Origin of the sequence: Nakamurella antarctica, assembly GCF_003860405.1 — a bacterium.
Lineage (GTDB): Bacteria > Actinomycetota > Actinomycetes > Mycobacteriales > Nakamurellaceae > Nakamurella > Nakamurella antarctica.
On the sequence record NZ_CP034170.1, the window covers coordinates 71,315 to 84,081 of the forward strand.

The window sequence follows — 12,767 nt, forward strand, 5'->3', positions numbered from 1 at the left end:
GCGCCGAAGGTCCGTCTTAATCGAAGGGGTCGCAGTGGCGCGGTCACACACCAAGTTGAACAGCCTGTTCGTGGGCTCAATAATGTTTGCGCCGTACTTTGCGCTGCTCATCGCCTTCGGCATCGTGCCGATCGTCGTGGCCGCCCGGACCTCTTTAGAGGCATCGGTTCTCAACCCGGACGGCGGACCTCTGAACTATCTGCAAGTGCTCCAAGACTTTCGGTTTCTGCCGGCACTGCTAAATGTCGGGATCTTCCTGATCCTGTATGTGCCCGCCATGCTGATCGTGGTTGCCGGGATGTCCCTGCTGCTCGACACCGTGCAGGGCAAATGGAACATCTCGCTGCGCCTGGCCTACCTCGTGCCCGCTTCCCTGACCGGGGCTACGTCGGTGCTCGTCTGGTACTTCCTTCTCGAACCCACACTCAGCCCGTATCAAGACATCCTCAAGGCCTTGGGGCTTACCCAGGGCGGCGACATCTGGCGGGCGCCAAACCTGGCGTACATCTTTGTCGTCATGGCATTCTTCACGGGAGCCGGCAACTGGATCGTCGTGCAATACGGCTCGTTGCAGTCGATCCCCGACGACATTCTGGAAGCCGCCCGCATCGACGGGGCCTCAGGCCCCCAGATCGCGCTGAAGATTAAGCTCCCGCTGATCAAGAAGTACCTGGTGTACATGGGAATTCTCGTTTTCGCCGCCGGGCTCCAAGTATTTGTCGAGCCCCAGCTGATCTCGGCATCCGTGTACCCGGGATTGGCCTCCAACTGGTCGCTGAATCAACTCAGCTACAGCTTCGCCTTCCAAGGAAACAATCTCGGGGCTGCAGCGGCGCTGTCCCTCATGCTGCTCCTCGTATGCATTGTTTCCGCGGTCGTTTTGATCTTCCGGACGGACTTCTTTGAAGGCTCAGGAGTAAAGCGCAAATGACATTCATCGACGTAGACGAAGCACCCACCGACACGCCCCATTCCGGTCGGCACACCAAGAAAGCGCACCGCGAAAAGGTCACGTTTGGCCGCATCACGCTCTGGATTTTGCTCATTGTCTTCGCGCTGGTGAGCGTCATTCCGATGATTTGGCTCCTCATTGCGCCATCCAAGACTTCAGCGCAACTCAACGACGACGCGCCGTTCTCCTTTGGCAAGTTCTCCAATTACAAACTTGCCTGGGAGAATTTGCAGACTTTCCAAGACGGCGTCATTGTTGAGTGGGTAGTCAACTCGTTGGTGTACACCCTCGTCATCGTTGCCGTCTCGTGTGTGACAGCTATTCTTGCTGGCTATGCACTTGCGGTCACGGCGCTTCCGTTCAAGCGCACACTGCTCATCACCACTTTGGTTGCGACGATCATCCCGCCGGTCGCCCTCGTGATCCCGCTGTTTGTCGAAATCTCCGACCTGGGGCTCTACGACACGCCAGCGTCCGTCATTTTGACCAGCTCGTTCTATCCGTTCGGCGTCTTCCTTGCCTACATTTATTTCTCGACGTCGATCCCACCGGAACTTTTTGAAGCCGCCCGCGTCGACGGCGCCGGCGAGTTCAAGACGTTCTTCCTGATCGTTTTGCCGTTGTCCAAGGGTCTCTTCGGGATGCTTGCCTTTTTCAGCTTCAGCGCTGCGTGGGTGAACTACTTCCTGCCGTACGTGATGCTTGGGTCGGCCGAGAACTACACGCTGCCAGTCGGTCTCGGTATCTTATTCAGCTCCACCCCGGCGCTGAATCCGTCCAACGGGGCCCAACAGAGCGTGATTGGCCGACCGGAGATCGCCCTCGCGGGCCTGATCGTCGCCGTCCCCATCCTCATCGTCTTTCTGATTTCCTCGCGGTTGCTCGTCCGCGGTGTGCTTGCCGGCGCGGTAAAGAGTTGAGCGCCATGGCTGCACCTGGAGGTTCCCGGGTGGCTGCGCTGAGGCAGCGATGACCGCGCACGCGCCGGGTAACCGATGACGATGCGCGACCTGGGACGGGGCGGCCTGCGCGTTGACGCGAACTCCTTTGGTGCCGCGCCAATAGCCAACCTGGGACGCGAAGTCTCTGACGAATCTGCGCACGAGGCCCTCGAGGCGGCGTGGGCGGCGGGTATTCGGTACTTCGACGTTGCCCCGCATTACGGACTCGGGCTCGGCGAGCGTCGGCTCGGCGAGTTTTTGCGCTCGAAGCCTCGAAGCGACTACATCGTCTCGACCAAGGTGGGTCGCCTCCTGGTAGAAAATCCTCGGGGCGCCCAGCCCGATGACCAGGGCTTTGCGGTGGTTTCCGAGTTAACGCGCCGGCTTGACTACAGCGCGGATGGTGTGCGGCGGTCCCTCGATCAGAGCCTGGAAAGAATGGGGGTCGGTCATATCGATGTGGTCTTCGTTCACGACCCCGATGAGCACTTTCAGGAGTCGATGGACGGCGCCTTCCCCGCGCTTGAGAAGTTGCGCAGCGAAGGCGTCATCACGTCCTACGGTGCGGGGATGAACCAGACCGCGATGCTTACTGATTTTGTCCGCGGCACCGATCTCGATGTCGTCATGTGCGCAGGCCGGTACACCCTGCTTGAGCAAGGCGCGCTACTCGACCTGCTGCCCGCTGCATCGGAGCGCGGCGTTTCTATCGTTGCTGCAGCGCCGTTCAACTCGGGCTTACTTGCCCGTGATCGACCGCCTGCAGGCGTCACCTACAACTACGCACCGGCGCCCGCTGCACTCATTGAGCGGGTGAACGCCATCGCCGATGTGTGTGAGTCCCATGGTGTTTCGCTGCCCGCGGCCGCGTTGCAGTTTGCGATGGGTCACCCCGCCGTGGCAACCGTGTGCACGGGCGCGCGCACGGGCGAGCAGGTGCAGCGCAACGCCGACCTAGCGGCATTCCCGATCCCCGACCAGCTGTGGAATGACCTCGTTTCCGGCGCCCTCATTGACGCGAGCGCGCCAACGCCTGTCGCAGAAAGCTGACCATGATCATCACCGGCGTCGACGTCGTCCGAGTACCCGTTCCCGCTTACGAGCCGCCGTTTGTCTGGCGTGCGGGTCTGCCGGGATCGGAGCCCGCCGCGGACGGTGCGTGGCTGGTGATCCGCACCGACGCAGGGGTCTCCGGGCTGGCATTCACGTTGCGCGGCGCCATGTTGCAAGACGTGATCGACCGTCGCATCCGCGCCGAGCTGGTGGGCCGTGATCCGATCGCCCGCGAGTTTTTGTGGGAAAGAATCTGGGAACTCGACCGCATCGACCGCTTCCCCGTCTTCGTCCAAGGCGTCATCGACGTAGCGCTGTGGGACATCGGCGGAAAAGCTGCGCAGATGCCCGTTTATCAACTGCTCGGCTCCTATCGCGAGTCGATCCCGGCCTACGCATCGACCGTCACCTTCTCCTGTATCGAGGAATACCTCGACGTGGCTGATCAATGCCTGGAACTCGGGTACACGGCCATCAAGTTGCACGCGTGGGGTGATGCACGCCGGGATGCCCGGCTCTCGGAAGCACTCCGCGAGCACGTCGGCCCCGACGTCCCGTTGATGTATGACGGGTCCGCGGGGTTCGACCTGCTCGATGCGACATACCTCGGCAAGGCTCTGAGTGCGGCCGACTACCTCTGGTATGAGGAACCGATGCGCGAGTTCAGCGTCACCGCATACTCCTGGCTGGCCGAGCGCGTCGAAGTACCGCTGATCGTCGCGGAAGTGGCTGAGGGATCGCACATGAAGACGGCAGATTTCATTGTCGCCGGATGCGCCGCGGCAGTGCGGACGAGCACCGGACTGCGCGGCGGATTTACCGGCGCGATGCGTACCGCGCACCTGGCTGATGCGTTCTTGCTCCGAGCAGAAGTCCACGGACCCGGCGTCGCCAACCGTCATCTGTGCATGTCGATTAGCAACACGACCTATTACGAATCGCTTATCGACTCCAACCCGGTGCGGCGGCCGGCCGACGTCGATGCCGCAGGCAACGCCCATGCGCCCACCTTGCCGGGGGTCGGGTATGAGGAGAGCTGGGTGGACGGGCCGCCCGCGCTGCTCGCCGCCGTACTTGCTGAATAACGCTCTGCCCCAAAACGTGACTGCTGAGTTTGCTGACAAAAGAGTGGAGATCGAACCCGCATGAAGATCACCGATGTTGAAATCCGAGCCTGCCGACCGGGGATGGTGCAGGGCGAGGCTATTGACAAGGTCGATGAGGTCGACAGGGCCAAACTACGCGGGGGTCTCGCCCCCGACGTCGTAGTGGTGTCGATTAAAACCGACGAAGGGATCACCGGGGTTGCCTTTGGCTCCGGAGGGCTCGACGCGACGATCACCGCCCGCGCGTTCGCCCAGATCAAACCGTTCTTTATCGGGCGAAACCCGATGGCTCGGGAGAAGAACGCACAAGAATTCCGTTCCTTCGATCGGCGCTGGAACCATTCACCGATCTACGCCTACGGGCCCTTCGACGTGGCGTGTTGGGATATCGCGGGCATCCGCGCAGGCCTGCCCATCCACGAGCTGATCGGCACCGCCGCGGACCGCAGAGCTGTCTATGTCAGTTCGATGTTCTTAGCCTCGCCCGAGGAATACGCGGCGCAGGCTCTCGAGGTGAAGGCCCGCGGTATCCGCGGTTACAAGGTGCACCCACCCGCACCCGCGGCACTCGACCTCGAGGTCTACGCCGCCGTCCGAGACGCAGTGGGCCCGGACTATCCGCTGATGGCCGATCCCGTTGCCACGCACTCCTATGAAGAGGCGCTCCGGGTGGGGCGCGAGCTGGAGTCGCTCGGCTACCTCTGGTTCGAGGAACCGTTCTACGACTACGACATGGCCTCCTACATCAAGCTGCGGCAAAAGCTCGACATCCCCATCGCGGGCACGGAGACGATCGCGGGTGGAAGCCATCTCACGGCGCAATTTATCGCCAGCGGCGCCGTCGACATCGTACGTACCGATGCATCGTGGCGCGGGGGCATTACAGGAGCCCTCAAGGTCGCCCGATTGTCGGAAGCATTCGGGATGACCTGCGAGCTGCACACCACCATTTACCACCCACTCGAATTCGCGAACCTGCACACTGCATTGTCGATGAGCAACACCGGATGGTTCGAGCTGTTGTATCCGCTCGAAGATTTCACGTTTGGTCTGGCGGAGCCGCTCGATATTCGGGATGGATACGCCTACGCGCCTCAGGCTCCGGGGCTCGGCGCCGTCTACGACTGGGATGCCATCGACAACGCGACCATCGAAATACTGTGACCGGAGAGCGGGAATTGACATGAAACGAATGGCATCGGTGATCGGCCTACCGGCGGAAAATTCCGAGCGCTACGAGGCTCTCCACGCGGCTGTGTGGCCCGCGGTGCTCGAGCGGATCAAGGCCAGCAACATCGCGAACTACTCGATCTACCGGCACGGCGAACTGCTGTTTTCCTATATGGAATACGTCGGCCACGACTTCGAGGGTGATATGAACGCGATGGCGGCCGATCCGGTAACTCAGGAGTGGTGGGACGTATGCATGCCGCTCCAGCGCCCCCTCGATGATCGCGCGGAGGGGGAGTGGTGGAAAGAGATCCCCGAAGTTTTTCACGTCGACTAACAGCAAAATCCACCTTTTTAGCCACTGAATTAATGGAGTGCACGCAGTGATGAAGGCAAGTGAACAGGAGCCGGGCGATGAACGGCTCACGACTGCGATGCTCAGCGACGCGCTGGATGAGTGTGGACTGCGTGCGCAGGTTCTCGAGAACCGGCTCATCCCCGTTGTCCCCGGTACGCGGGCCTTCGGGCGCGCCGCGACGGCGCAGTTTGAAGCCGGCCAGGAAGACATTCCGGACGACCCCTACGGCGCTGCCATCGATTACATCAGTGGGTTGAATCGCGGTGAACTGGCCGTGATCGCCACCGGCGAAAGTAACGCCTCCGCCTTTTGGGGGGAGTTGTTTAGCGCCGCTGCGATCGGCGCCGGAGCCGTGGGGGTCGTGACGGACGGAAATCTGCGAGACACCCCGCAGATCGCCCGTCTTGGCTTTCCCGCTTTCGCGCGCTCGCATCGACCCATCGACTTTCGCCGTCGGATGCAGCTTGTCGCATCCCGCGGTGTAGTGCGGATTCTTGGTGTCGAGATTTCCGATGGCGACCTAGTGATGGCCGACGATGACGGGGTCGTTGTGGTTCCTCAGGCTGTCGAGGCCCAGGTGCTGGCGGCGGCGCGGGGGCGTGCGGCGGCGGAATCAACAGTGTTGAAGGAGTTGCTGGGCGGCGAATCTTTGCGCTCGGTATGGGATCGTCATCGCATTTTGTGATGCGAAATCACCGGGGTTCGCCGGTAACAGAATCTACCAAACGGAGGCATCGTGTCGCAGGCGTCAGCAGAAGCAACCGTCGTGCTGAAGGGCATGACCTGGGATCATCCACGAGGTGTTGATGGTCTCCTTGCCGCTGCCCCACTCGTACTCGAACGCCACGGCGTGACCCTCGAGTGGGAAGCTCGATCCCTGCTTGCCTTCGGCGACCAACACATTGCCGATTTTGCTCGCGACTTCGACGTCATGGTGATTGATCACCCCCACATCGCCGATGCGGTCGAGGCTGGCGCCCTCCTCTGCCTGGACGCGACACCCGGGATCGATGACCTCGCCCGCGAGAGCGTCGGGTTTTCCCACGAGAGTTACCGCTACCGCGGTGCTCAGTGGGGGCTGGCCCTTGATGCTGCGGCGCAGGTGAGCGCTTTCAGGCCAGACCGCGCCGACGGCGCGCCGCTTCTGTGGAGCGACACCCTCACACTTGCCCGCACCGGAACCGTCGTCTGGCCCTACAAGCCGGTCGATGCCTTCAGTAGTTTTGCGACCCTTCTTGCCCAGCGCGGCGCGCCACTAGCCGCATCGCTTGTCGGACCAGGGCTGTTCCTCGACAGAGGCATCGCCGGCGAAGTACTCGAGTTCATGATCGAGCTGAGCGGTGCCGTCCCCGATTGGTGCGCCACGGCCAACCCGATTGACGCGGCGGAAGCGCTCGTCGCAGAAAACAACGACTACAGCGTGGGTGTCGCCCTCTTCGGGTACACGAACTATTCGCGGCCGGGCTTTCGCCAGCACGTACTTGCCTACGACGACATCCCTTCTTTTGACGGGCAGAGTTCGGGCTCCACGCTGGGCGGCGCAGGAATCGCGGTCTCCGCGAGCACACAGCATGCCGACCTAGCTCTCGCTGTCGCGGCGACTCTTGCGGGCGCCGAAGTGCAGAGCGGCCCGTATACGGCGGGCGGTGGTCAGCCGGGCAATCTGCGCGCCTGGCGGAGCGCCGCGACAAACCAAGCGACTCAACAGTTCTTTCGGAACACTCTCCGCACGCTGGAACGCGCTTGGGTGCGGCCCCGAGTGCCGGGATGGCCCGACCTGCAGCTCGCGCTGTCGCACCTGGTGCGCGACGCGATTATCGCGTGCCGCGTTGATGACACGCTGCTCGACGCTATCGAGCGTCTCCCGGAGCTTCACCTGACCACTGGCAAAGGAGACACCAACGCATGACGTATTTCGAAGAATATGAGCAGGGCTCGACGCGGAAGAGCCACGGGCGCACCATCACCGAGGCCGACATCGTGCTGCACGCCGGCCAGACCGGCGACTTCTACCCCCATCACATGGACGCCGAATTCGCGAAGTCACTGCCGGGCGGTGAACGGATTGCCCATGGCACCCTGATTTTCTCCGTGGCTGTCGGCCAACTTGCCGGTGAAGTCAACGACCAAGCGATGAGCTACGGGTACGACCGGGTGCGCTTTATCCGACCCGTCCATATCGGGGACACCATCACATCGCGCAGCGAGATTGTGGCTTTGAAGGAGCACACCAAGCGCCCAGAACTTTTCGGCATCGCCGAAGAGCAGGTGGAAGTTGTTAATCAACGCGACGAAGTAGTCATCGCCTTTGTTCATCTCTATCTCGTCAACCGCAGGCCCGGGAGTGAATCATGAGCGAGAGCCATCAGAGCGCCCAGATGATCGACACGCACCAGCATCTGTGGATGCCGTCCGAGCGACGCTACGAGTGGCTGGATGCTGTGGCGCCGCTCAATGCCGATTTTGGTCCCGAAAAGGTGGCAGCCGAGGTAGCCGCGGCGGGCGTCACCGGCACGGTTTTGGTGCAAGCGGCCGACACCTACGAAGACACTTTCTACATGCTTTCTGTCGCCGCCAGTGTGTCGGTGGTGCGGGGGGTCGTGGCGTGGGCACCGCTCGATCGCCCGGCTGAAGCAGCTGCCGCGATCGAGCTCTATGCCGCGTCGCCGCTGGTGCGTGGGGTACGCGTGCTCAACCACGGCTACGCCGATCCCCGGTGGCTGCTGCAGGACTCAGTGGATGCGTCACTGCGCTTGCTCGCAGAGCATGGTCTGGCCTTCGACGTCGTGAGCGTCATCGGCGAGCATCTGAGTATGCTCGCCGAGCTGGCCGATCGGCACCCGCAGCTGACGATTGTGCTGGATCACCTCGCGAAGCCCGACATTGCAAACAAGGGCTGGGAGCCGTGGGCTTCGCTGATCGCCGAGGTGGCAACGCGCCCGAACGTGAGCGTGAAGCTCTCGGGCCTCAACACGGCCTCCGGTCCCGACTGGACTTGGCAGGATTGGCTGCCCTACGTCGACCATGCGGTGGAGCACTTCGGCTCAACTCGCATGATGCTCGGGAGTGACTGGCCTGTCTCGATTCTTGCTGGCGACTTTGTGGGTGTGTGGCACGCTCAGCGCGACGTGATCGCTCATCTCACCGCCGACCAACAGGACGACATCTTCTTCCGCACGGCAATCCGCACCTACTCCTTGGACGTGTCATGACCGATTCATTGCCCCTCGACGGCATGCTTGTACTTGATTTCAGCCAGTTTCTGGCGGGCCCGATGGCGGCCACGAGGCTCGGTGATCTGGGTGCGCGCGTGATCAAGATCGAGCGGCCGCAGGGCGGCGACATTGGCCGTCGACTCGCGTTCGCCGGAATTGTGGAGGACGGCGATACCCTTTCCTTCCACATCACCAACCGTAATAAGGAGAGCTACGCGGCCGACCTTAAAAATGAGGGCGACCTGGTGGGAGTGCGGGCGCTCGTGGCAAAAGCGGACGTGATCATCCAGAACTTTCGCCCCGGCATTATGGAGCGACTCGGGTTCGGCTACGACGCGGTAGCCGAGATCAATCCGGGCGTCATCTACGCGAGCGTCAGCGGCTACGGCGCCGAAGGCCCATGGAAAGACCGACCGGGGCAAGACCTTCTGGCCCAGTCGCTATCGGGGCTTCCGTGGCTCAATGGCAGTTCCGAAGACCCGCCCGTTCCGGTGGGGGTGGCGATCGCCGATATCATCGCCTCGATCCATCTCGCCAGCGGCATCACCGCAGCACTGTTACGTCGCGAACGCACCGGCCTGGGTGGACGCGTCGACACCAGTCTGCTCGAGGGCATGCTCGACCTGCAGTTTGAGCTGCTGAGCGCGCACCTCGACGACTCGTCGATCGTCGTCAAACGGGGGGCGCGCAATACCGCGCACGCCTTCCTGCAGGCGCCCTACGGCATCTATCCCACCTCCGACGGCTATCTCGCCATCGCGATGACTTCGGTGACCGAACTCGGCACCCTCATCGGGCTTGCGGAGCTCGAGCAGTACACCGACCCCGATACCTGGTGGACGGAGCAGACCGCGATTACCCGCGCGCTAGCTGATCACCTCGCGACCGAGGAAACGCAGCATTGGTTGACGATTCTGGATGCGGCCGATGTGTGGTGCGCGCCCGTTCTGACCTTGCCCGAACTCGTTGGACACGACGGCTTCCTGGCCCTGGATATGACCCAGCAAGTGACAAGGCTCAGCGCCGCAGGCGGCGCCCCGGTGCATCTTCAAACGCTGCGCGCACCGGTGCGATTCGACGGCCGCACGCTGAAAAACAACCGGGGCGCACCGCACCTGGGCGCCCACACCAAAGCGATTCGGGCCGAGTTTAGGGAAGAGGCAGCACAGTGAAAAACCCCAACTCTGATCCGGTCGCGCGCAACAAGGTTCCGGTCTGGAATCAAGACGTAAAGATGTACGAGGACTACGAGGTGGGGGAGGTCGACCGCTCGATCCGCCGCACCATTTCCGAGGGCGAGGTGATGATCTTCAGCAGCATGCTCGTCGACCTGCACCCCTACGTCGCCGACGATATCTTTGCCCGCGATGAGGGACTTTTCGGGCGCCGGATCGTGCCGGGCGCGCTCGTTTTCGGGTACGGCATGGGGCTGATGGCGCACAACAACATCCACACGTTCAGTTACGGATATGACCGCCTCCGCTTCATCAAGCCCGTCTTTATCGGCGACACCATCTACACGATGCGCACTTTGTTGCGGAAGGAACCCAAGTACGACGAGATGGGGTTGTTCACCGTTTCCTACGAGGTGTTTCGCGCCGATGATGAGCAGATCGTGCTCTATTGCGAACATCTGCAGACGGTGAAGTACCGGGACCCGGCAACAGCAAAGGGGCTGTAATGATTGATCTTTTCCGCGAGATTTCCGACTACTGCAGGCTTTTTGTCCCGGAGGAGCACAAACGCCCGATCGCCATCGTCGGGGCGGGTGGCATCGTGGATGGCCAGCACCTGGTGGCCTACAAACTGGCCGGCCTCGAGGTGGTGGGCATCACCGATGTGGACCTCGATCGGGCCCGCGACGTTGCTACGCGCCACGGCATCGGCCGCGTGTACGGCTCGCTCGCCGAACTGCTGGCCGACGACCGAGTGGAGGTAGTCGACATCGCCGTTCCCGTAGAGCAGCAGGCGGCGATCTTCCGGGCAGCTGTCGCCGCCGGGAAACACATCTTGGCGCAGAAACCATTCACGGTAGATCCAGAAACAGCGCGAGAACTGGCTTCCCTGGCCGCTTCCGCGGGGGTTGTCGCTGCCGTGAACCAACAGCTGCGCTTCGACGAGGGAATTGCTGCAGCGCATCGGATGGTCGAGCTGGGTTGGCTCGGAACGCTGACCTCTTTCACGCTTTCCGTCAACGTCTTCACCGACTGGAAGCAGTGGGAGTGGGCCAAGGAGATGCAGCGGCTCGAGGTAATGGTGCACTCGATTCATTACCATGACGTCGTCCGGTGGTTCCTCGGCGAACCGTCATCGGTGCACGCGGACGGGGGACGGGTTCCGGGTCAATTTCCGATCGGCGAAACTCGCACCACGAGCAGCTACCGTTTTGCAGGTGGCGCGTCCGCCCTGGTGTTTGCCAACCATATGAACCCGGGCGGGGACGACACCGCGGAGTTCAGAATCGAAGGCACCGGCGGGGCTATCCGCGGCACCCTGGGGTTGATGTACGACTACCCGACCGGCCGCCCCGACACCCTGGAAGTGACCAGCTCCGTTGTTGGCACCGACGGGTGGATGCCATACCCCGTTACCCAGCGCTGGTTCCCGCACGCTTTTATCGGGACGATGGGCTCGGTGCTGGAAGCGATCGCGACGGGCTCGCCGCCGCGGACCGCGGTCAGTGACAACGTCAAGACGGTTGAACTGGTGGCGGCGCTGTACCGCTCGATGGAATCCGAGGAAGTGGTGCGGCTCTAGGGCCCGCCTTTCGCCGAGCGGTGCCCGTTTTCCGCCGAGCGGTGCGTTGTGGCTCGGATTTGGGCGGAATGTCCGTCATAGCGCACCGCTCGGCGTAGGTTCTGACTTCAGCCCCGCCGCAGGCAAACGTCTCCACCGAACTTATCCACAAGACCAATTCCATTCACAGATTGCTGGAAGCTGCCCCGCTGCACAGTGGGCGGGGGCGAGGATCCAGCGATGCACCTAGCGATCTCCGATCCCCAACTCGCACCTCACCGTCCTGCTTCCCGGTTACCTGATGCGCTCATCGCACTGGCTTCGATACAGGGCGGCGCCATCTCGGGGAGTCAATTGCGCCAGTTTCTGAGCCCCGGAGACCTCGATCGCTACGCGAGGGCGGGAGCGATCAGCAAGCAATGCCGCAACAGCTACGTCCTAGGTCGCCCGGACCTGCATGCCGCCTTGGCGGCGGTCGATCAGCGCTGGGGTCGACCCGCAGTAGCTTGCCTTCACACCGCAGCATCCCTGTACGGGTTCGACATCGCCGGTGACGGCAGGCTACACATCCTCGGCGACTCCGACCACGCCAGTCAGGTACCTGGGCTGCGAGTACACCGCTTTTCCACGTATCAAGACTTCAGCTGGGTCCGCGGCCGAGCAGCAACCGGGGCGGCTGAAACTGCAATCCGAATCGCGGCTCAGATGCCAGACAATATGCGCGCTTTGGGAGTTCTCGATGCGGCGCTTCGGTCCGGAAGCACCTCTGCGGCGGAGCTTCTCCGATTCTGCGGCCCGGCGGGTCTGCGGGGCATCCGCAAAGTTCGTGACGTTGCGCACTTGGCAGATCCGCGTGCGGAATCACCACCCGAGTCGTGGCTGCGCTACGCATGTTTCGCCGCCGGCCTGCCCGCTCCGACCCCTCAGTTAGTGGTAATCGGGCCCGATGGTCGCCGATACCGCCTCGACCTGGGTTGGGAGGAATACAAGATCGGATTCGAGTATGACGGGGTTGAGTTCCACACGGGAGCGGCCCTGGCCGTGGATAGACGCCGTAATAACGTCTTCACGTCATTGGGCTGGACGATGTTCTCTATGACAGGAGTGTCGTTTTGGACCGAACGCGACGCAGTGATGGAGATGATTCGCCGCCAGATGCGCCGAGCGGTGCGTTAATGCTGAGAAAACAGCACGTACGGCGTTATATCGCACCGCTCGGCGGGTTTCGATCTGGTG

14 protein-coding genes are annotated in these 12,767 nt (G+C 62.3%); all 14 read left to right on the plus strand.

The window, feature by feature from the left end; genetic code table 11:
* Positions 1-34 precede the first annotated feature (34 nt).
* The 14 genes from EH165_RS00335 to EH165_RS00400 all read left to right on the plus strand — a co-directional run bounded on the left by EH165_RS00335 (position 35) and on the right by EH165_RS00400 (position 12,707).
* Positions 35-931 carry a carbohydrate ABC transporter permease gene (locus EH165_RS00335; RefSeq protein ID WP_124797532.1) on the plus strand — a complete coding sequence of 299 codons (897 nt, stop codon included), beginning with the start codon at positions 35-37 and terminating at the stop codon, positions 929-931.
* Positions 928-1,872 (plus strand): carbohydrate ABC transporter permease, encoded by a 945-nt coding sequence (locus EH165_RS00340; protein WP_124797533.1) that lies wholly within the window; start codon positions 928-930, stop codon positions 1,870-1,872. The genes EH165_RS00335 and EH165_RS00340 overlap by 4 nt, the downstream gene beginning before the upstream one ends.
* Positions 1,873-1,947: 75 nt before the next feature.
* The gene (locus tag EH165_RS00345) at positions 1,948-2,943 is read left to right on the plus strand and encodes an aldo/keto reductase (protein ID WP_124797534.1); all 996 of its coding nucleotides are present in this window, start codon (positions 1,948-1,950) and stop codon (positions 2,941-2,943) included.
* Positions 2,944-2,945: 2 nt separating this feature from the next.
* Positions 2,946-4,031, plus strand: coding sequence for an enolase C-terminal domain-like protein (locus EH165_RS00350; RefSeq protein WP_124797535.1), 1,086 nt, complete (start codon positions 2,946-2,948; stop codon positions 4,029-4,031).
* Between the two features lie 60 nt (positions 4,032-4,091).
* Entirely contained in the window at positions 4,092-5,216 is a 1,125-nt protein-coding gene (locus EH165_RS00355) for an enolase C-terminal domain-like protein (RefSeq protein WP_124797536.1), read from the plus strand.
* Between the two features lie 19 nt (positions 5,217-5,235).
* A complete protein-coding gene (locus EH165_RS00360) occupies positions 5,236-5,559 on the plus strand; it encodes an L-rhamnose mutarotase (RefSeq protein ID WP_124797537.1) in 324 nt (107 codons plus the stop codon).
* A 49-nt stretch (positions 5,560-5,608) separates the two neighbouring features.
* Positions 5,609-6,265: an RraA family protein gene (locus EH165_RS00365; RefSeq protein ID WP_124800199.1), complete on the plus strand. Its 657-nt coding sequence runs from the start codon at positions 5,609-5,611 to the stop codon at positions 6,263-6,265.
* Between the two features lie 51 nt (positions 6,266-6,316).
* The gene (locus tag EH165_RS00370; protein ID WP_124797538.1) at positions 6,317-7,489 is read left to right on the plus strand and encodes a type 2 periplasmic-binding domain-containing protein; all 1,173 of its coding nucleotides are present in this window, start codon (positions 6,317-6,319) and stop codon (positions 7,487-7,489) included.
* Entirely contained in the window at positions 7,486-7,935 is a 450-nt protein-coding gene (locus EH165_RS00375) for a MaoC/PaaZ C-terminal domain-containing protein (RefSeq protein ID WP_124797539.1), read from the plus strand. Before EH165_RS00370 ends, EH165_RS00375 begins: the two co-directional genes overlap by 4 nt.
* Positions 7,932-8,792: an amidohydrolase family protein gene (locus EH165_RS00380; RefSeq protein WP_124797540.1), complete on the plus strand. Its 861-nt coding sequence runs from the start codon at positions 7,932-7,934 to the stop codon at positions 8,790-8,792. Before EH165_RS00375 ends, EH165_RS00380 begins: the two co-directional genes overlap by 4 nt.
* Entirely contained in the window at positions 8,789-9,967 is a 1,179-nt protein-coding gene (locus EH165_RS00385) for a CaiB/BaiF CoA transferase family protein (RefSeq protein WP_124797541.1), read from the plus strand. The genes EH165_RS00380 and EH165_RS00385 overlap by 4 nt, the downstream gene beginning before the upstream one ends.
* The gene (locus tag EH165_RS00390) at positions 9,964-10,476 is read left to right on the plus strand and encodes a MaoC family dehydratase (protein WP_206426020.1); all 513 of its coding nucleotides are present in this window, start codon (positions 9,964-9,966) and stop codon (positions 10,474-10,476) included. Before EH165_RS00385 ends, EH165_RS00390 begins: the two co-directional genes overlap by 4 nt.
* Positions 10,476-11,552 carry a Gfo/Idh/MocA family protein gene (locus EH165_RS00395; protein WP_124797542.1) on the plus strand — a complete coding sequence of 359 codons (1,077 nt, stop codon included), beginning with the start codon at positions 10,476-10,478 and terminating at the stop codon, positions 11,550-11,552. The genes EH165_RS00390 and EH165_RS00395 overlap by 1 nt, the downstream gene beginning before the upstream one ends.
* Before the next feature lie 219 nt (positions 11,553-11,771).
* Positions 11,772-12,707, plus strand: coding sequence for a hypothetical protein (locus EH165_RS00400; RefSeq protein ID WP_124797543.1), 936 nt, complete (start codon positions 11,772-11,774; stop codon positions 12,705-12,707).
* Positions 12,708-12,767: the final 60 nt, after the last annotated feature.